Annotated in this window: 17 protein-coding genes; 9 read left to right on the top strand and 8 right to left on the bottom strand. The window is 77.1% G+C overall.

The genetic code is table 11. From position 1 onward, the window contains the following. The first annotated feature begins 9 nt into the window (after positions 1–9). Together BLQ97_RS02170 and BLQ97_RS02165 are read left to right on the top strand one after the other, a co-directional pair. Complete coding sequence (locus tag BLQ97_RS02170; protein WP_091362806.1) at positions 10–1,086, top strand: adenosine deaminase; 1,077 nt, start codon at positions 10–12, stop codon at positions 1,084–1,086. Between the two features lie 243 nt (positions 1,087–1,329). After that, positions 1,330–2,796 carry a DEAD/DEAH box helicase gene (locus tag BLQ97_RS02165; protein ID WP_091362804.1) on the top strand — a complete coding sequence of 489 codons (1,467 nt, stop codon included), beginning with the start codon at positions 1,330–1,332 and terminating at the stop codon, positions 2,794–2,796. Positions 2,797–2,948: 152 nt separating this feature from the next. On the opposite strand, the gene BLQ97_RS23195 is transcribed toward BLQ97_RS02165, so the two are convergent. From BLQ97_RS23195 to deoC, 4 genes are read right to left on the bottom strand one after another with little or no spacing between them, the layout of a single operon-like run. Next, positions 2,949–4,493 carry a hypothetical protein gene (locus BLQ97_RS23195; protein ID WP_091363825.1) on the bottom strand — a complete coding sequence of 515 codons (1,545 nt, stop codon included), beginning with the start codon at positions 4,491–4,493 and terminating at the stop codon, positions 2,949–2,951. A 43-nt stretch (positions 4,494–4,536) separates the two neighbouring features. Beyond that, the gene (locus BLQ97_RS02155; RefSeq protein ID WP_091362803.1) at positions 4,537–5,403 is read right to left on the bottom strand and encodes an aldehyde dehydrogenase family protein; all 867 of its coding nucleotides are present in this window, start codon (positions 5,401–5,403) and stop codon (positions 4,537–4,539) included. Further along, positions 5,403–6,851, bottom strand: coding sequence for an aldehyde dehydrogenase family protein (locus tag BLQ97_RS02150; protein ID WP_217637010.1), 1,449 nt, complete (start codon positions 6,849–6,851; stop codon positions 5,403–5,405). Before BLQ97_RS02150 ends, BLQ97_RS02155 begins: the two co-directional genes overlap by 1 nt. Further along, positions 6,851–7,864, bottom strand: coding sequence for a deoxyribose-phosphate aldolase (gene deoC / locus BLQ97_RS02145; protein WP_091362801.1), 1,014 nt, complete (start codon positions 7,862–7,864; stop codon positions 6,851–6,853). The genes BLQ97_RS02150 and deoC overlap by 1 nt, the downstream gene beginning before the upstream one ends. Before the next feature lie 113 nt (positions 7,865–7,977). Here deoC and upp point away from each other — a divergent pair, with 113 nt between their 5' ends. The 3 genes from upp to BLQ97_RS02130 all read left to right on the top strand — a co-directional run bounded on the left by upp (position 7,978) and on the right by BLQ97_RS02130 (position 10,188). Then, a complete protein-coding gene (upp, locus tag BLQ97_RS02140; protein WP_091363821.1) occupies positions 7,978–8,601 on the top strand; it encodes a uracil phosphoribosyltransferase in 624 nt (207 codons plus the stop codon). Positions 8,602–8,603: 2 nt separating this feature from the next. After that, positions 8,604–9,497, top strand: a complete 894-nt coding sequence (locus tag BLQ97_RS02135) for a Gfo/Idh/MocA family protein (RefSeq protein ID WP_091362799.1) — start codon at positions 8,604–8,606, stop codon at positions 9,495–9,497. A 181-nt stretch (positions 9,498–9,678) separates the two neighbouring features. After that, a complete protein-coding gene (locus BLQ97_RS02130) occupies positions 9,679–10,188 on the top strand; it encodes a hypothetical protein (RefSeq protein ID WP_091362798.1) in 510 nt (169 codons plus the stop codon). On the opposite strand, the gene BLQ97_RS02125 is transcribed toward BLQ97_RS02130, so the two are convergent. The 4 genes from BLQ97_RS02125 to BLQ97_RS02110 are packed head-to-tail and all read right to left on the bottom strand — an operon-like array spanning position 10,142 to position 14,093. After that, positions 10,142–10,834, bottom strand: a complete 693-nt coding sequence (locus tag BLQ97_RS02125; protein WP_091362796.1) for a haloacid dehalogenase type II — start codon at positions 10,832–10,834, stop codon at positions 10,142–10,144. The two genes, BLQ97_RS02130 and BLQ97_RS02125, sit on opposite strands and share 47 nt — an antisense overlap. A gap of 3 nt (positions 10,835–10,837) precedes the next feature. After that, complete coding sequence (locus tag BLQ97_RS02120) at positions 10,838–12,457, bottom strand: phospho-sugar mutase (RefSeq protein ID WP_091362794.1); 1,620 nt, start codon at positions 12,455–12,457, stop codon at positions 10,838–10,840. Further along, positions 12,454–13,272, bottom strand: a complete 819-nt coding sequence (locus BLQ97_RS02115; protein ID WP_091362792.1) for an NAD-dependent epimerase/dehydratase family protein — start codon at positions 13,270–13,272, stop codon at positions 12,454–12,456. Before BLQ97_RS02115 ends, BLQ97_RS02120 begins: the two co-directional genes overlap by 4 nt. After that, a complete protein-coding gene (locus BLQ97_RS02110; protein ID WP_091362790.1) occupies positions 13,269–14,093 on the bottom strand; it encodes a purine-nucleoside phosphorylase in 825 nt (274 codons plus the stop codon). The genes BLQ97_RS02115 and BLQ97_RS02110 overlap by 4 nt, the downstream gene beginning before the upstream one ends. 165 nt (positions 14,094–14,258) lie before the next feature. On the opposite strand from BLQ97_RS02110, the gene BLQ97_RS02105 reads away from it, so the two are divergent. From BLQ97_RS02105 to BLQ97_RS02090, 4 genes are all read left to right on the top strand, one after another. Beyond that, a complete protein-coding gene (locus BLQ97_RS02105) occupies positions 14,259–15,740 on the top strand; it encodes an insulinase family protein (protein WP_139173420.1) in 1,482 nt (493 codons plus the stop codon). Between the two features lie 95 nt (positions 15,741–15,835). Continuing rightward, a complete protein-coding gene (locus BLQ97_RS02100) occupies positions 15,836–16,021 on the top strand; it encodes a hypothetical protein (protein ID WP_139173419.1) in 186 nt (61 codons plus the stop codon). Positions 16,022–16,097: 76 nt separating this feature from the next. Then, on the top strand, positions 16,098–17,303 hold the full coding sequence (locus tag BLQ97_RS02095) for a glutamate--cysteine ligase (RefSeq protein WP_091362784.1): 1,206 nt from the start codon (positions 16,098–16,100) through the stop codon (positions 17,301–17,303). Next, on the top strand, positions 17,300–18,562 hold the full coding sequence (locus BLQ97_RS02090; RefSeq protein WP_091362782.1) for an amidohydrolase: 1,263 nt from the start codon (positions 17,300–17,302) through the stop codon (positions 18,560–18,562). Before BLQ97_RS02095 ends, BLQ97_RS02090 begins: the two co-directional genes overlap by 4 nt. Positions 18,563–18,640 lie beyond the last annotated feature (78 nt).

The raw sequence follows: 18,640 nt of genomic DNA, 5'->3' as shown, positions 1-18,640 counted from the left end.
CGTCCAGGGGTGCCTGCACCGCTCGACGCCGACTCGATCCGCCGCGCCCCCAAGGTCCTCCTGCACGACCACCTCGACGGCGGGCTGCGGCCGCAGACGGTGCTCGAGCTGGCCGACGAGACCGGCTACCGCGACCTGCCCGCCGGCGACGCGGGGGACCTGGGCCGGTGGTTCCGCCAGGCCGCGGACTCGGGCTCGCTGGTGCGCTACCTGGAGACCTTCGCGCACACCGTCGGCGTGATGCAGCGCCCGGAGGCCGTGCGGCGGGTGGCCCGCGAGTGCGCGCTCGACCTGGCCGCCGACGGCGTCGTCCACGCCGAGGTCCGCATGGCGCCGGAGCTGCTCACCGCGGGCGGCACGCCGATCGAGGAGGCCGTGGAGGCGATCCTCGACGGCTTCGCGCAGGGCAGCGCCGACGCCGCCGCGGCCGGGACGCCGATCACCGTGGGCGCGCTGCTGTGCGCGATGCGGCAGGCCGACCGCTGGGCGGAGGTCGCGGACCTCGTGGTGCGGTACCGGGACGCCGGCGTCGTCGGCTTCGACCTGGCCGGCCCGGAGATCGGCTTCCCGCCCGACCGGCACCCCGAGGCCATCACGCTACTGGACCGCGCGGGTGCGCACCGCACGATCCACGCCGGTGAGGCGGCCGGCGTCGACAGCATCCGCGCCGCCCTGGACGGGGCCCGCGCCGAGCGCCTCGGCCACGGCGTGCGCATCGCCGACGAGGTGCCGGGCGAGGCCCCGCTCGGGCCGCTGGCGCGGCGGGTGCTGGAGGAGCAGGTGCCGCTGGAGGTCGCGCCGTCGTCGAACGTGCAGACCGGCGCCTACCCGTCGATCGCGGCGCACCCCGTCGGGCGGCTGCACCGGCTGGGCTTCGCGGTCACGGTGAACACCGACAACCGGCTGATGAGCGGGGTCTCGACCACCAGCGAGCTGGCCGACGTCGCGGCGGCCCACGGCTGGGGCTGGGACGACGTCCAGAGGGTGACCGAGCGGGCGCTCGGCGCGGCCTTCCTCGACGACGCCGTGCGGGTGCGGCTGCTCACCGACGTCGTCCGGCCGGGCTTCGCGGCACTGCGCGCCTGAGCTGCGGTGACCACGGCCACCGTGCTCGCCGGAATCCCCGGCTGATCACCGCTGCTACCGTGGGTGTGCCGGCACTCGCCGGACATCCTCCCGGACGGTCCGTCCGGGCATGAGCGCATCCGTGCAGATCCGCCGCGTCGACGACGCCCGCGATCGCCAGTGAGGACGCCGAGCCCCGTCGCCGGGGTGGCGCCCGCGCCACCACGGGACGCGCCCGAGCTGTATCGGAGTCCCCACCCCCGCATGACCACGTCCGACACCGTCGACGTCCCGAACACCCCCGACACCCCCGTCGAGAGCGGCCCGACCTTCGGCCGGCTGGGCCTGCCCCAGCAGCTGGTCACCGCCCTCGAGCGCCGCGACATCCGCAGCCCCTTCGCCATCCAGGCCACCGTCCTGCCCGACGCCCTGGCCGGGCGCGACGTGCTGGGCAAGGCCGCCACCGGCTCGGGCAAGACCCTCGCGTTCGGCCTGCCGATGCTGGCCCGCCTGGGCCTCACCGCCCGCCGCGGCCCGCGTGCCCCGCGCGCGCTGGTGCTCGTGCCCACCCGCGAGCTCGCCCAGCAGGTGTCCGACAACCTCGCCCCGCTCGGGCAGGCCGTCGGTGCCCAGTTCGCCACCGTCTACGGCGGCGCCTCGATGGGCCGCCAGATCAGCCAGCTGCGCCGCGGCGTCGACGTCGTCGTCGCCACCCCCGGCCGGCTGCAGGACCTCATCAGCCAGCGCGAGGTCACCCTCGCCGAGGTCGAGGTCAGCGTCGTGGACGAGGCCGACTTCATGTCCGACCTCGGTTTCCTGCCCGTCGTGCAGGAGCTGCTCGACCAGACCCGCCCCGACGCCCAGCGGCTGCTGTTCTCGGCCACGCTGGACGGCGAGGTGGACACCCTCGTCCGCCGCTACCTCAAGGACCCGGCCCGGCACGAGGTCAAGCGGCCCGGTGACGACGCCCCGCCGGCCGAGCACCTGGCCTACAGCGTGGCCTTCCGCGACAAGGTGCCGCTCACCCAGGAGCTGGCCGCCCGCCCCGGCCGGACCATCGTGTTCGCCCGCACCCAGCTCGGCGTGGACCGGCTGACGGAGAACCTCCAGGCGGTCGGCATCAAGGCCGAGGCGATCCACGGTGGCCTGCCGCAGTCGGCCCGCCGCCGGGCGCTCGAGGCGTTCACCGACGCCCGCAGCCCGGTCCTGGTGGCCACCGACGTCGCCGCCCGCGGCATCCACGTCGACGACGTGTCCCTGGTGCTGCACTACGACCCGCCGGCCGACCACAAGACCTACCTGCACCGCTCCGGCCGCACCGCGCGCGCCGGCGCCGCCGGTGTGGTCGTCTCGCTGCTGCTGCCCGACCAGGTGGGCCAGGCCAAGCGCCGGTTCCGCCAGGCCAAGGTCGACCCGCAGGTCAGCCGCGTCCGGCCGGGCGACGCCCCGATCGCCGAGCTGGTGGCCAGCGGCGTGCCGGTGGAGCCGGTCGAGCGGCCGGCCCGCGAGTCGCGCCGTCCGCACGGCGGCCCCGGCGGCCGGCGTCCGCGCCGCGACGGCGACCGCCCGCGCCGGGACGGCGACCGTCCGCGCCGCTCGTTCGGCGAGGGCGACCGCGGTCGCCGCGACGACCGTCCGCGCCGCCCCGCCGGGGAGCGCGACCGGTACCGCGGGCCCGGCGAGGGCTCGCGCGGCGGACGGTCCGACCGTCCGGCGCCCGCGCGCGACTGAACGGCTCACCGGCGGCCGGTCCCGGGACCTCCCGGGGCCGGCCGCCGTGCTGTTCCGGGCCCGTCGTGCTCTGACCACCGGTGTGGGCAGAGCACGACCTGCCGCCAGGTGACCCGTGCCGGGTCCCGCGCGCGGTGGGTGGACGGGCTCCCTCAGTGCCGGAAGACCAGCGCCCCGCTGACCTGGGCGACGACCTCGTCCCACGCCGTCCGCAGCGCCGCGGCGTCCTCCGCCGGCAGCGGCGCCTCCGGCTCCCGCTCCGCGCGGGCCACCGCCCGGCCCAGCGGGGCGCCCGGGGCGAGCAGCTCGTCGACGCGGGACAGCCCGGCGTACTCGGCGACGTCGCGCACGCCCTCCACCGGCTGCACGACCACCGTGTGGTCGACCAGCCCCGCCGCCCCCCCGGCCACCTCGCCGAGCACCTCGGACAGCTCGGTGAGGTCGTAGCGGTCCTGCTCGGCCGGCAGCGGGAGCGTGTCGGTGTCGGCCACCTCCGGCCACGACGCGATCTCGGTGAGGTCGTGCTGCTCGTCCCCGGCGCAGAAGCGGGCCAGGTCGGCCGGGGTGTCGAACAGGTAGACCTCGCCGTCGCGGCCGAGGAAGCGGGCCACGTCCTCCACGTAGCAGCGCAGCGTGACGCCCGCGCCCTCGGGGACGACGAGCTCCACCGGCAGGATGCCCACGGCCTCCCAGAACTCCGCGGCCGCCGCGACCGCCGCCGGGGTGGCGCTGACCCGGCCGCCGCCGCGGATCGTGCTCGTCCCGGCGGTAGCGGCCTCCGCGGGCGCGGCGGCCGTCGAGCCGGCCGCGGGCCGCTCGCCCGAGCCGTCCGAGCCCCGCGCCACCGTCCGCTCCGGCGCCCGGGCCGCACCGCCGGCCGCCCGAGCCGGGGTCGCAGCGGCGGCGCCGGTGGCCCCGGTGTCGTCGACCTCGTCGACCTCGTCGAGCTCGTCCTCGTCCTCGTCGGCCGACGGGTAGGCGTCGAGGGTGGTGGTGCCGGCGCCGGTCCAGTCCAGGTGCGCGGACAGCTCCTCGACCACGTCCTCCCACAGCTCGTCGAGCGCCCCGCCGACGCCGACCCAGGCGTCCTCACCGGAGCGGCCGACGAACGCCTCCACGCCGAGGCCGAGCGAGCCGATCTCCGGGCGGGCGACCAGCTCGGCCAGCGCCGGGAACTCGGTCTCGTCCTCGTCGTCCTCGGGCGCGTCCTCGGTGTCGTCGTCGGTGTCGTCGTCGGTGTCGTCGTCGGTCGGGGAGGTGGGCCGACGGCGGGCCACCGGCTCCTCGTCGTCCTCGTCGGCGCCGGCGGTGTCCAGGCACTCGGCCAGCCGGCTGACGATGTCGATGGTGGCCGCCAGCTCCTCCACGGCCCACCGGTCGGGGTTCTCCGCGGCGATGTCGTACACGCCGTCGAGGTCGTAGCGGTGGTCGTCGTCAGGGGTCAGGTCCTCGGCGCCCAGGCCGGTGACCACCGGCCACACCGGGTGGTCGGCGAGGTCGTGGTCGGTGCTGGTCCGGCAGAACGCGGCGAGCGCGGCCGGGGTGGGGAACAGGTGCACCGTGGCGGTGTCGGTCTCGGAGGTGCCGAGGAAGGCCTGCCACTCCTCGCCGTCCTCCTCCCACGGCGGCGCCCACAGGGTGTAGCCGGTGCGGTCGTCGAGGGTGAGGGCGATCGGGACGATGCTGGGCCTGGCCACGGAGCCCATCCTGCCGGGTCCGCTCCGGACCGCACCCGGGGGATCAGACGCCCTTCGGGTGCCACACCGTCTTGGTCTCGAGGAACGGGGTCATGCGGGACAGCCCCGGGTCGGCGCTCCAGTCCGGCTCCTCGGCCGGCGGGCGCAGCACCCGCTTGATGCTGCCGGCCGCCAGCCGCTCGAGCTCCATCGCCTGCGCCGGCGGGGCGCCGGTCAGGTCGATCGCGTCGACGTCGTCGTGCTCGGCCAGCCAGGGGCCGATCTCGCCGGCGTCGCCCGTGAGCAGGTTGACCACCCCGCCGGGGACGTCGCTGGTGGCCAGCACCTCGCCGAGCGTCACCGCCGGCAGTGGCCGGTCCCGCGAGGTGACGACGACGGCGGTGTTGCCGCAGGCGAGCACCGGGGCCAGCACGCTGACCAGCCCGAGCAGCGACGACCGCTGCGGTGCCAGGACGGCGACCACGCCGGTCGGCTCGGGTGTGGAGAAGCCGAAGAACGGCCCGGCGACCGGGTTGGCGCTGCCCAGCACCGACGCCAGCTTGTCGGTCCAGCCGGCGTACCAGACCCACCGGTCGACGGCGGCGTCGACGACGGCGCGGGCGCGGCCGGCCGACAGCCCCTCGCCGGCGGCCACCTCCTCGCAGAACTGCGCGTGCCGGCCCTCCATCACCTCGGCGACCCGGTAGAGGACCTGGCCGCGGTTGTAGGCGGTGGCGCCCGACCACGTCCCGAAGGCGCCACGGGCGGCGACGACGGCGTCGCGGGCGTCCTTGCGGGAGGCCCACGCGGCGTTGGCGAGGAACACGCCGCGCGCGTCGGTGACCGCGTAGGTGCGGCCGGACTCCGAGCGCGGGAACGCCCCGCCCAGGTAGAGCTTGAACGTCTTGCGGACGGCCAGGCGGTCCGACATCAGGAAGCCCCCCTCAGGTAGGCGGCCAGCCCCTGCCGGCCGCCCTCCCGGCCGTAGCCGGACTGCTTGTAGCCGCCGAAGGGCGACGTCGGGTCGAACTGGTTGAAGGTGTTGGCCCACACCACACCGGCGCGGAGCCGGTCGGCGATCGCGAGGATCCGCGAGCCCTTCTCGGTCCAGATGCCGGCCGACAGCCCGTAGGTGGTGTTGTTCGCCTTGGCCACCGCCTCGTCGGGGGTGCGGAAGGTGAGCACCGACAGCACCGGGCCGAAGACCTCGTCGCGGGCGATCCGGTGGGCGGGGGAGACGTCGGTGAACACCGTCGGCGGGAACCAGAAGCCGCGGTCGGGCAGGTCGCAGGCCGGCTGCCACCGGTGCGCGCCCTCGGCCTCGCCGATCTCGGACAGCTCCCGGATGCGGGCGAGCTGCTCGGCGGAGTTGATCGCGCCGACGTCGGTGTTCTTGTCCAGCGGGTCGCCCACCCGCAGCGTGCCGATCCGCCGCTGCAGCGAGGCGATCACCTCGTCGTGGACCGACTCCTGCACCAGCAGCCGGGAGCCCGCGCAGCACACGTGGCCCTGGTTGAAGAAGATGCCGCGCACGATGCCCTCGACGGCCTGGTCGATCGGGGCGTCGTCGAAGACGATGTTGGCCGCCTTGCCGCCGAGCTCCAGGGTCAGCACCTTGCGGGTGCCGGCGACGGCGCGGGCGATCGAGCGGCCCACCTCGGTGGAACCGGTGAAGGCGACCTTGTCGACGTCGGCGTGCTCCACCACGGCCCGCCCGGTGTCGCCGGCCCCGGTCACGACGTTCACCACGCCCGGCGGCAGGTCGGCCTGCCGGCACACCTCGGCGAACAGCAGCGCGGTCAGCGGGGTGGTCTCGGCCGGCTTGAGGACGACGGTGTTGCCGGTGGCCAGCGCGGGGGCGACCTTCCACGCCAGCATCAGCAGCGGGAAGTTCCACGGGATGACCTGCCCGGCCACCCCGTGCGGCCGCGGGTCCGGGCCCAGGCCCGCGTGGGCGAGCTTGTCGGCCCAGCCGGCGTGGGAGAAGAAGTGCGCCGCGGCCAGGGGCACGTCGACGTCGCGGGACTCGCGGATCGGCTTGCCGTTGTCCAGCGACTCCAGCACGGCGAACTCCCGCGCCCGCTCCTGCAGGATCCGCGCGATCCGGAACAGGTACTTGCCGCGGTCGGCCGGGCGCATCGGCCCCCACACGCGGGTGAACGCCCGGCGGGCGGCCCGCACCGCGCGGTCGACGTCGGCCTCGGTGCCCACCGCGACCTCGCTGAGCACCTCCTCGGTGGCCGGGTTGACCGTCTTCATCGTCTCGCCGGAGCCGTCGACGAACTCGCCGTCGACGAACAGCCCGTAGGAGGGCCGGACGTCGACGATCGAGCGCGACTCGGGCGCGGGGGCGTACTCGAACAGGGGGCTGGTGGTCATCAGTCGACGCTCACGTGGTCGGGGCCGGAGTAGTGGCCGGTGCGCAGCTTCTGCCGCTGCAGGAGCAGGTCGTTGAGGAGGCTCGAGGCGCCGAGGCGGAACCAGTCGGGCGAGAGCCAGTCGGCGCCGACGGTCTCGTTGACCAGCACCAGGTGCTTGACGGCGTCCTTGGTGGTGCGGATCCCGCCGGCCGGCTTGACGCCGACCTGGGTGCCGGTGGCGGCGCGGAAGTCGCGGACCGCCTCGAGCATCACCAGGCACACCGGCAGCGTGGCGGCCGGGGAGACCTTGCCGGTGGAGGTCTTGATGAAGTCGGCGCCGGCGAGCATCGCCAGCCAGGAGGCGCGGCGGGCGTTGTCGTAGGTGACCAGCTCGCCGGTCTCGAGGATGACCTTGAGGTGGGCGGAGCCGGTGCCGTCAGGCCGGGTGCACGCCTCCTTCACCGCCACGACCTCCTCGAACACCTCGAGGTAGCGGCCGGCGAGGAACGCGCCGCGGTCGATGACCATGTCGATCTCGTCGGCGCCGTTGGCGACGGCGTCGCGGACGTCGGCGAGCTTGACCTCCCGGCTCGCCCGGCCGCTGGGGAAGGCGGTGGCGACGGCGGCGACGTGGATGCCGGTGTCCGCGAGCGCCTCCTTGGCGACGCCGGCGAGGTCGCCGTAGACGCAGACCGCGGCCACCGAGGGGGCGGTGGGGTCGGTCGGGTCGGGACGGCGGGCCTTGGCGGCCAGGGAGCGGACCCTGCCCGGGGTGTCGGCGCCCTCGAGGGTGGTCAGGTCGACCATCGAGATCGCGGTGTCGATCGCCCAGGCCTTGGCGGTGGTCTTGATCGAGCGGGTGCCGAGGGTGGCGGCGCGCTGCTCGGCACCCACCTGGTCGACGCCGGGCAGGCCGTGCAGGAAGGCGCGGAGGGCGGCGTCGGAGCGGGTCACGTCGTCGAACGCCGTCCCGGGCCCCGGGCCGGGCCGGGTCCCGGCCGCCAGCGTCCCGGGGTCGAGCACGTGGGTCATGCGGCCATCCTCCCAGTGGGGACCGTCGTCCCGGACCGCGGTCGCTCGCAGGGGTGGCCCGCGGCCGGTCAGCGCGGGCAGCCCCGGGCGAGCGGGCCGCTACGGTGGCGCCCGTGCAGCTGACCGTCGTCGACCACCCGCTGGCCCGTGCCCGACTGTCGCGGATGCGCGACCAGCGGACCGACAACGCCGCGTTCCGGGCGGCGCTGCGCGAGCTCACCCAGATGCTGGTCTACGAGGCCACCCGCGACCTGGCGGTGGCCGAGGAGTCGATCACCACGCCGGTGACCACGACGACGGGCTACCGGCTGGCCGCCCCGCCGCTGATCGTGCCGGTGCTGCGCGCGGGCCTGGGCATGGCCGACACCGCGCACGGGATGCTGCCGGAGTCGCAGATGGGCTTCGTCGGCCTGGCCCGCAACGAGGAGACCTTCCAGCCCGAGGCGTACATGGCCTCGCTGCCGGAGTCGCTGGTGGGCCGGCACGTCTTCGTCCTCGACCCGATGCTGGCCACCGGCGGCTCGCTGGTCCACTGCTGCACGCTGCTCACCGACCGCGGCGCCACCGAGATCACCGTGCTGTGCGCGCTCGCCGCCCCGGCCGGTCTCGAGCGGCTGGAGCACAGCGGCCTGCCGCTGCGGGTCTTCACCGCCAGCGTCGACGAGGGGCTCGACGACAAGGCCTACATCGTCCCGGGACTCGGGGACGCCGGCGACCGCCAGTTCGGCGCGGTCTGACGGTGCGCTTCGCCGTCCTCGGCACCGGTTTCTGGGCCCGCCGCGTCCACGCGGCCACCCTGGCCGACCACCCCGACGCCGAGCTGGCCGGCGTCTGGGGCCGCGACGCCGCCCGGGCGGCCGAGGCGGGCGCGGAGTTCGAGGTGCCGGGCACCGACGACCTCGACGCGCTGCTGGCCGACGTCGAGGCCGTCTCGATCGCGGTGCCGCCCGACGTGCAGCCCGGGCTCGCCGTCCGCGCCGCGGAGGCGGGGCGGCACCTGCTGCTGGAGAAGCCGCTGGCGCTCACCGTCCCCGACGCCGACCGGGTGGCCGGCGCCGTCCGGGACGCCGGCGTGGCCTCGGTGGTGCTGTTCACCGACCGGTTCCGCCCGGAGACGGCGACCTGGCTGGCGCAGGCCGCGCGGGGCCGGCTCGCCGGCGGGGCGGTGAGCTGGCTGGGGTCGCTGGCGGGCAGCCCGTTCGACACGCCCTGGCGGCGCGAGCACGGCGCGCTGTGGGACGTCGGCCCGCACGCCCTCGGGCTGCTGGTGCCGGCGCTGGGTCCCGTCGTCTCGGTGCAGGCCGGCGCCGGCCGGGGCGACACCGTGCACCTGGTGCTGCAGCACGCGTCCGGGGCGGCCAGCACGGTGACCGTGTCCTCGACCGTCGCCGAGCTGGCCGGCGGGGTGGAGGTGTCGGTGCACGGCGACGCCGGCCGGCTGGTGCTGCTGCCCGAGCGGGAGCCCGAGGCCGTCCTGGCCGCGGCCCGGGTGGCGGTGACCGACCTCGTGCAGGCGGCGGTGACCGGCGGCACCCACCCGCTCGACGCCGGCTTCGCCCGGGACGTGGTCGTCGTGCTGGCGGCCGCCGCGCGGGCCCTGCGGACCGGCTGCCGGGAGCCGGTCCCGGCCTGAGCTGAACGCCTGCTTCCTGCGCCGCGGCCGGATCGACCGCAGCACCCACTGGTGACCCGTGGCGCCGAGAGCGCAGTCGTTGCCGCCGACCCGCGCGGACCCGCCGCGGCGAGCGGCGACGACCGACCACTCGCCGCCGGGGAACCCGGTTGACGCGGTCGGCGACGCTGGGGAGGTGCGGATGACCTTCCCCCGGCTGGCCGACCGGCGCCCGGTGGAGACCCGGGTCGAGCGCGACGACGGCGTGGTGTTCGCGATGCGCGGTGCCGGCGGCGGCGCCGACCTGCCGCACGACCTGGTGCACGCCCTGGTGGAGACCGAGCTGCGGGTGACCGACGGCATCTGGGGCTGCGTGGCCGACGGCGTCGTCTGGGGCAGCATGCGGCACGTCAGCGGCCGGCAGCCCCCGCACGCCGCCGAGCGGTCGGCGCGGCTCAAGCGGGAGCGGGCGGCGGCGATCGCGCGGGCCGAGGGCCTGGCCGACCTGGTGAGCCGCCGTGCCCGCGGGGCCGACGCGCTGCCCGGCGAGGCGGCCGCACTGGGCCTGCCACCCGACCGGCTGGCCGCCGCGTCGGCCGCGCTCACCGACGCCGCCCGGCGCTGGCGGGCGCTGCCGGTGGGGGAGGGCTGGACCCTCGAGTGGCTCAGCAGCCGAGGGCGGTCGCGAGCTCCTCGAGGGAGCCGACGCTGAGGTCGGCGCCGGGGTCGGTGGCCGGCGGCACCACGCGGCCGCCGAACTCGCCGGGCCGGTGCACGTAGGCCGTCCGCAGCCCCCGCGCGCGGGCGGCGGCGAGGTCGTCGTCGTGGGCGGCCACCATGCACACCGCCGGCGGCGGCAGGTCCAGCAGCCGCGGCGCGGAGTCGTAGACCTCGGGGTCGGGCTTGTAGTGGCCGGCCACCTCGGCGCCCAGCACCGCGTCCCACGGCAGCCCGCCGCGGCGCGCCAGGTCGACCGACAGCCGCACCCCGCCGTTGGACAGCGGCGCCAGCAGGTGGGACCGCCGCAGCCGGGTCAGCCCCGGGACGACGTCGGGCCACGGGTCGAGCCGGTGCCAGGCCAGCACCAGCTCGTCGGCGACGTCGTCGGGGACGCCGGCCACCCCGACCTCGGCCAGCGCCGCCGGCAGCGACTCGCGGTGCAGCGCGTCGAGCACCACCCACGGCCGCTCGCCGGAGCGCACCCGCTGCATCGAGGGGACGTAGCGGGCCCGCCAGGCGTCGGCGAACGCGGCCGCGTCGACGTCCGGGCCGAGCAGCCGGGCCGCCTCGCGGGCGACCCCGCCGCGCCAGTCGACGACGGTCCCGAAGACGTCGAACACCAGCGCCCGCACGTCCACGGTCTACAACCCCAGCGCGTGCGCCATCTCGCCGCGCAGCTGGTCGAGCTCGTCGAGGCCGCGGCCGCGGGCGGCGATCACCCCGGCGTCGTCGTGCACGGGGACGACGGTCTCCAGGTAGGCCTTGAGCTTGGGTTCGGTGCCGCTGGGCCGCACCACCACCCGGACGCCGTCGCCGAGCAGCCGGACGGCGTCGACCGGCGGCTCCTCGTGCAGCAGGTCGGCGGCGGTGACCTCGCGGCCCAGCAGCCGGGCCGGCGGCGCCGCGCGCAGCCGGGCCATGGCGTCGGAGATCAGCGAGAGGTCCTCCACCCGGACCGAGAGCTGGCCGGTGGCGAACAGCCCGTGCTCGACGGCGAGCTCGTCGAGCCGGTCGACCAGCGTGCGCCCGGTCGCCTGCAGCTCCGCGGCGAGCAGCGCGACGGCGAGCGCCGCGGAGATGCCGTCCTTGTCCCGCGCGACGCCCGGCGTCACCGCGTAGCCCAGCGCCTCCTCGTAGCCGAACACCAGCGGCTCGGCGTCGGTGCCGGCCCGGATGATCCACTTGAACCCGGTGGGCGTCTCGGCGAACCGGACGCCGTGCGCCTGCGTGAGCGCGGACAGCAGCGAGCCGCTGACCAGCGAGGCCGCGTAGGTGCCGCGCACCCCGCGGCGCAGCAGCCAGTCGGCCAGCAGGGCGCCCACCTCGTCGCCGGTGAGCTGGCGGCCGTCGCAGACCACCGAGCAGCGGTCGGCGTCGGGGTCCTCGGCGATGGCGACGGCCGCGCCGGTCCGCTCGGCCAGGGCGAGCAGCAGGTCGACCGCGCCGGGCTCCTCCGGGTTGGGGAAGGCGACGGTCGGGAACGCCGGGTCGGGGACGTCCTGCTCGGGCACGCTGACCGGCGGCGCGAGCCCGGCGGCGGCGAACACCGCCCGCGTCGTGGCCGCCCCGACCCCGTGCATCGCGGTGTAGGCGACGACGAGGCGGTCGCGGCCGGGCACCCGCTCCGGCGCCAGGGCCGCGACGACGGCGGCCACGTAGTCGGCCTCGACGTCGTCGCCCAGGGTGGTCCAGTCGTCGGACGCCGGGACCTCCCGCGCCGGGCCGACGGCGGCGATCGCGTCCTCGATCTCGCGGTCGGCCGGCGGCACCAGCTGCGCGCCGTCGGCGAGGTAGACCTTGTAACCGTTGTCCTGCGGCGGGTTGTGGCTGGCGGTGACCATCACGCCGGCCGCGCAGCCGAGGTGCCGGACGGCGAAGGAGAGCACCGGGGTGGGCAGCGGCCGCGGCAGCACCGAGACGGTGAACCCGGCCGCGGACAGCACCGCGGCGGTGACCCGCGCGAACTCGTCCGAGCGGTGGCGGGCGTCGAACCCGACGACCACGCCGCCCCCCTCGTGGCCGGCGCGGGCGAGCCAGACGCCCAGCCCGGCGGCCGCCCGGGTGACGACGGCGGCGTTCATCCCGGCCGGCCCGGCGCGCAGCGGGCCGCGCAGCCCGGCGGTGCCGAAGGTCAGCGGGCCGGCGAAGCGGCGGCCGAGCTCGGCGGTGTCCCCGGCCGCGACCAGCGCCTCGACCTCGGCGCGGTCACCGGGGTGCGGGTCGGCCGCGGCCCAGGCGCGGGCGGCGTCCAGGACGCTCACGGGGCGACCTCCTCGGCGTCGTACGCGGGCAGGGTGAACTCCCCGCCGACCCGCGCGTGCACCGGGTCGGCCGGGTCGGGCTCGCCGTGCGCCTCCACCAGCGCGGCGGCGAACGGCTCGGCGTCGTCCTGGGGCTCGTAGCCCAGTTCGCGGGCGGCGGTGAGGTCCCACCAGCCGCGGGTGTTGGCCGAGACGCCCCACACCACCCGGAAGCCGGGGGAGGGGGCGCGCAGCGCGGCGTCGACCAGGGCGACGGCGTCGCGCGGGGACAGCCAGGTGGCCAGCGCGCGGGTCGTCGGCGGCTCGGGGGCCTGGGTGCCGATGCGCAGGCAGACGACGTCGAGGCCGTAGCGGTCGGCGTAGAGGGAGCCCAGCGCCTCCACCGCCACCTTCGAGACGCCGTAGTGGGTGTCCGGCCGCGACGGGCCGTCGTGCTCGCCGAGCGGGCCCGACGCCGGGCGCCCGGTGAAGCCGGTGGCGTGGTTGCTGCTGGCCAGCACGACCCGGCGGACGCCGCTGTGCCGGGCGGCCTCCAGGACCGTCCAGGTGCCCTGGATGTTGGCGTGGGACACCGCCGCCCAGGTGGACTCGCCCGAGACGCCGGCCAGGTGGACGACGGCCGCGGCGCCCTCGGTCGCGGCGGTCACCGCGGCGAGGTCGGTGACGTCGGCGACCACGGTCTCCTCACCCGGCCGCGGCTCGGGCAGCTCGACGACGTCGAGGCTGCGCACCGGCCAGCCCCGCTCGGGCAGCCCCTGGCGCAGCACCGTCCCGATCCGCCCCGCCGCGCCGGTCAGCAGGACCGGTCCGCTCACGGCAGGCGCCCGATCAGCTCGACGAGGGTCTGCCCGAGCCGGCCCGCCGCCGCCTTCCCCGCGGCGAGCACCTCCTGGTGGTCGAGCTCCTCGCCGGTGATGCCGGCCGCGGCGTTGGTGACCAGCGACAGGCCGAGCACCTCCAGCCCGGCGGCGCGGGCGGCGATCGCCTCCAGGGCGGTGGACATGCCGACGAGGTCGGCGCCCAGCGTCCGGAGCATGCGGATCTCCGCGGGCGTCTCGTAGTGCGGTCCGGGCAGGGCCGCGTACACGCCCTCGGTCAGCTCCGGGTCCAGCTCGCGGGCCAGTGCCCGCAGCCGCGCCGAGTACAGGTCGGTGAGGTCGACGAACGTGGCGCCGACCAGCGGGGAGCGGGCGGTCAGGTTGAGGTGGTCGCTGATCAGCACCGCCTGGCCCACGCGGTGCTGCGGGTCCAGGCCCCCGGCGGCGTTGGTCAGGACCACGGTGCGCACCCCGGCGGCGGCCGCGGTGCGCACGCCGTGCACGACCGGCTCGACGCCGCGGCCCTCGTAGAGGTGGGTGCGCCCGAGGAAGAGCAGCACCCTGCGCTCGCCGGCGCGCACCGAGCGGACCTCGCCGCCGTGGCCGACCGCGGTCGGGGCGGCGAAGCCGGGCAGCTCGGCGATCCGCACGGTGGCGGCGGGCTCGCCGAAGGCGTCGGCCGCGGGCGCCCAGCCCGAGCCCATGACGACGGCGACGTCGTGCCCGCCGCCCAGCGCCTCGGTCAGGGCGGTCGCGGCAGCGGCGGCGGTGGCGTCGGCGGTGGCGTCGGCGGTGGCCGCGGTGTCGGGTGCGCTCACCCGCAGAAGCTAACCCAGCCCCGCGGCGGTGCTGACCCAGCGCCGCGGTGGAGCTGACCCAGCGCCGCGGCGGCGACGCCGGTCCCCGCGACCCACCCGTCCCAGTCGCCCCGGTGCGCGTGTCGGCCCGCGGCCGGGCGGTGCCGGGCACCGACGATGGCCGGCGTGCAGCGAACGCGGATCGACGGCGTGCCGGTGTTCACCGCCGGGGGCCGGCAGCGGACCACGGCGGCCCTGGTCTTCGGCGTCGGCCTGCGCGACGAGACGTTCGCGACGATCGAGGTGACCCACCTCGTCGAGCACCTGGCGATGGCCGCGCTGCCGCGCACCCACCTGCGCTGCAACGCGGTCACCGACGTGGACAGCACCGCCTTCTTCGCCACCGGGCGGCCCGAGGCGGTCGGCGCCTTCCTCGAGGGCGTCTGCCGGGCCCTGGCCGACCTGCCCACCGGGCGGCTGGCCGCCGAGGCCGGCGTGCTGCAGGCCGAGGGCTGCGGCACCGGCTCCTCGACGGTCAGCGCGCTGTGGGCGGCCCGCTACGGGCTGACCGGCCCCGGGCTCACCGTCTCGGCCGGCCCGGGGCCCGAGCACCTGGACGAGGAGACCGTGCGGGCGCACGCCGCGCGCTGGTTCGTCCGCGGCAACGCGGCGGTGTGGTGCCACGGCCCGCTGCCCGAGGGGCTGCGGCTGCCGCTGCCCGCCGGTCCGCGGCCGGTGCGCCACGTGCCGGTGCCGCGGCCCCAGGACGGGCCGGTGTGGACCCGCACCGACGCACCCGGCGTCGGGCTGCTGCTGGCCACCGCCGCACCCGGCGACGCGGCGCTGGCCGTCGGCGTCGGCGTGCTCGAGGAGCGGGTCCGCGAGCGCGCCCGGCACGCCTCCGGCCTCAGCTACGCCGTCGACTCGCTGACCCTCGACCTGGCCGCCGACCGGCGGGAGGTCGCCGTCGTGGTCGACGCCCGGACCGGCCGCGACGGCGAGGTGGCCGACCTGCTGTGGCGGACCTTCGCGCAGCTGTGCGCCGACGGCCCGACGCCGGAGGAGGTGGCGCACGCCGTCGCCGGGCTGGAGGCCGAGCACGACGACGAGGACGCCGCCGGCACCGAGCTCGCCGACGCGGCGTACTGCGCCGCGGTGGGGCTGCCGTTCCGCGCCGCCGCCGACACCCTCGCCGCCTGGCGCGCGGTCACCCCGGCCGCGGTGACGGCGGCGCTGCGCGGGACCGAGCCGACCGCGGTGCTCGCCGTGCCCGACACCGCCTCCTGGGACGGCCCGGCCGGCGTCCCCCGCCGCCCGCTGTGCGGCACCCTCCCGGAGCTGCCGGCCGGCACGGTGTTCCGCCCGCGCCTGCTGCGGCGGCTGCTCGACCCGGCGGCGCGGGTGGCGCTGGTCGTCTCCGACGACGGCCTCGCGCACACCGACGCCGACGGCGACGTGCACGGCATCCCGTGGGCGCGGGTCGAGGCCGTGGTGCCCACCGAGGACGGCCGGGGCGTCTCGGTCGTCGGCCGCGACCTGTGCGGCGTCCGCGTCCACCCCGACCTCTACGGGCGCCGCGCCGTCGCCGCGGTCACGGGCCGCGTGCCGGCCGCCGTCGTGCTCCCGCGGCCGCGAGCAGCGGAGCCGGACACCGTCCCCGCCGGCTGACGCCGGCACCGCGCGGGGCCGCCCCACCGCCCGCCGCCCGGAGGCGGTGGGACGGGGTCCCGGACGCGCCCCGCCCCCGCCGCACGGTGCGGCGGGTGCTCGACCCGACCGACGACCTCGTGTTCTTCAGCGACCGGGAGCTGGTCATGCGCTACCCCACGGACCCGTCGGCCTGGCTGCGCGCGGCGTGCGAGGTCGCGGCGCGGGACCTGACGCGCGCCGAGTGGGACCGCTACCTGCCCGGGCGCCCCTACGCGGCGACGTGCACCGACGTGGACTGAGGCGGGCCGGCGGGTCCGGCCGCGGTCCGGTCACGATGACCCGGCACGGGACCGCCGTCGTCCCTATCCTCATCGCGTGCAGATCCCGTTCTCCTCCTCCGAGCGGTCCAGCCTGGGCGTCGAGTGGGAGCTGCAGCTCGTCGACCGGCAGAGCCGGGAGCTCACCGCGGGCGCGACGGAGATCCTCGCCGAGATCTGCCCCGAGGGTGCCGAGGAGCACCCCAAGGCCAAGCACGAGCTGCTGCAGTCGACCGTCGAGGTCATCACCGGGGTCTGCACCACGGTCGAGGAGGCCACCGCCGACCTCGCCGGCACGGTGGCCGAGGTCGCCGCGGCCGCCGACCGGCGCGGGCTGGGGCTGCTGTGCGCGGGCACCCACCCCTTCACCGACTGGCAGACCCAGCTCATCTCGCCCAAGGAGCGCTACCTGCAGCTGGTCGAGCGGATGCAGTGGCTGGCCCGGCGGCTGCAGATCTTCGGCGTCCACGTGCACGTCGGCGTCCGCTCGCCGGACAAGGCGATGCCGATCGTCAACGCGCTCACCCAGTACGTGCCGCACTTCCTCGCGCTGTCGGCGTCCTCGCCGTTCTGGGTGGGCTGCGACACCGGCCTGGCCTCGGCGCGCAGCAAGGTCTTCGAGGGCATGCCGACGGCGGGGCTGCCCACCCAGCTGCCCGACTGGTCGGGTTTCGAGACCTACATGGAGACGCTGATCTCCACCGGCTCCATCGAGAGCGTGCGCGAGGTGTGGTGGGACATCCGCCCGCACCCGGGCTTCGGCACGGTGGAGCTGCGCATCTGCGACGGCCTGCCCACCCTCGAGGAGGTGGGCGTCGTCGCGGCCTTCTCCCAGTGCCTCGTCGAGCAGTTCGACGCCCAGCTCGACCGCGGCTACACCCTGCCCACCCCGCCGAGCTGGGTGCTCCGGGAGAACAAGTGGCGGGCCGCCCGCTACGGCCTCGACGCCGACGTGGTCGTCGACGAGAAGGGCACGGTCCGGCCGGTCCGGCAGGCGATCCTCGACCTGGCCGAGGACCTCACCCCCACCGCCCGGCGGCTGGGCTGCGAGACCGAGCTGGCCGGGGTGGAGAAGGTGCTCGCCGTCGGCGCCTCCTACCAGCGGCAGCGCGCCGCGGCGCTGGGGTCCGGCGGCGACCTGCGCGCCGTCGTCGACGGGCTGCTCGCCGAGATGCGCGACGGCCTCCCGGACACCGGCCCGGCCACCCGCCCCGACGGACCCGTCCCCGGCCCGGCGTCCTGCGCCGGCGGGCACGCCGCATGAGCCGGACCCCCGAGGAGCTGGCCGCCGGCCTGGACGCGTGGGTGGCCGACCGCGCCGACGAGCTCGTCGCCGTCCGCCGGCACCTGCACGCCCACCCGGAGCTGGCCTACGCCGAGGTGGAGACGACGGCGTTCATCGAGCAGCAGCTCACCGAGGGCGGGCTGGCGCCGCGGCGGCTGCCCGGCGGGACCGGGCTGGTGGTCGACGTCGGCTCGGGGGAGGGGCCGACCGTCGTGCTGCGCGCCGACATCGACGCGCTGCCGCTGGCCGACCTCAAGGACGTCCCCTACGCCTCCACCCGCGAGGGCATGTGCCACGCCTGCGGCCACGACGTGCACACCACCGTCGTGCTCGGCGCCGCGCTGGCCCTGGCCGACCTCGACGGGCTGCCCGGCACGGTGCGCTGCGTGTTCCAGCCGGCCGAGGAGACCGTGCCCGGCGGCGCCCTGCACGTGGTCGAGGCCGGGGTGCTCGAGGGCGCCTCCCGCGCGTTCGCGCTGCACTGCGACCCGGCCACGCCCGTGGGCGCGGTGGGGCTGCGCACCGGCTCGATCACCGCGGCCTGCGACCGGCTCGACGTCACCCTCACCGGCCCCGGCGGGCACACCGCGCGCCCGCAGCTGACCGTCGACCTGGTCGACGCGCTGGGCCGCCTGATCACCGACCTGCCCGGCCTGCTCTCCCGGCAGGTGGACCCGCGGGCGGGCATGTCGCTGGTGTGGGGCGCGGTCAACGCCGGGGTGGCCGCCAACGCCATCCCGCAGCGCGGCCTGCTGCGCGGCACCGTGCGGGTCCTCGACCGCGACGAGTGGAAGGGCGCCGAGGGGCTGCTGCGCCGGCTGGTCGAGCAGGTCACCGCCCCCACCGGCGCCGACGTCGACGTCGACTACGTGCCCGGCGTGCCGCCGGTGGTCAACGACCCGCGCACCGTGGCGCTGCTGCGCACCGCGGCGCTGGCCACCGTGGGCCCCGAGGGGGTGCGGCCGACGCCGCAGAGCATGGGCGGGGAGGACTTCGGCTGGTTCGCCGACGTCGTCCCGATCGCGCTGGCCCGGCTGGGCACGCACGGCGGCGGGGCGGCGCTGGACCTGCACCGCGGCACCTTCGACGTCGACGAGCGGGCGATCGGGGTGGGGCTGCGGCTCCTGGTCCGCGCCGCGCTGCAGGCCCTGGCCGCCGACGCCGGGACCACCGGCCCGGCCGCCGGCGCGCCGTCCCCGGGGCACCCCGCCCGCCCGCGGCCGGGGGAACGCCGGTAGAACGGTCCCCTACCGGGAGGAGTCCGAGGTGAGCGAGCTCGCGAGCGAACGGTTGGGCAGAGCAGTGCCACGAACGCG

This window comes from Geodermatophilus telluris, from assembly GCF_900102745.1.
GTDB lineage: Bacteria > Actinomycetota > Actinomycetes > Mycobacteriales > Geodermatophilaceae > Geodermatophilus > Geodermatophilus telluris.
Note: the sequence above shows the minus strand (reverse complement) of the source record. Positions and strands in the feature narration are given on the sequence as shown.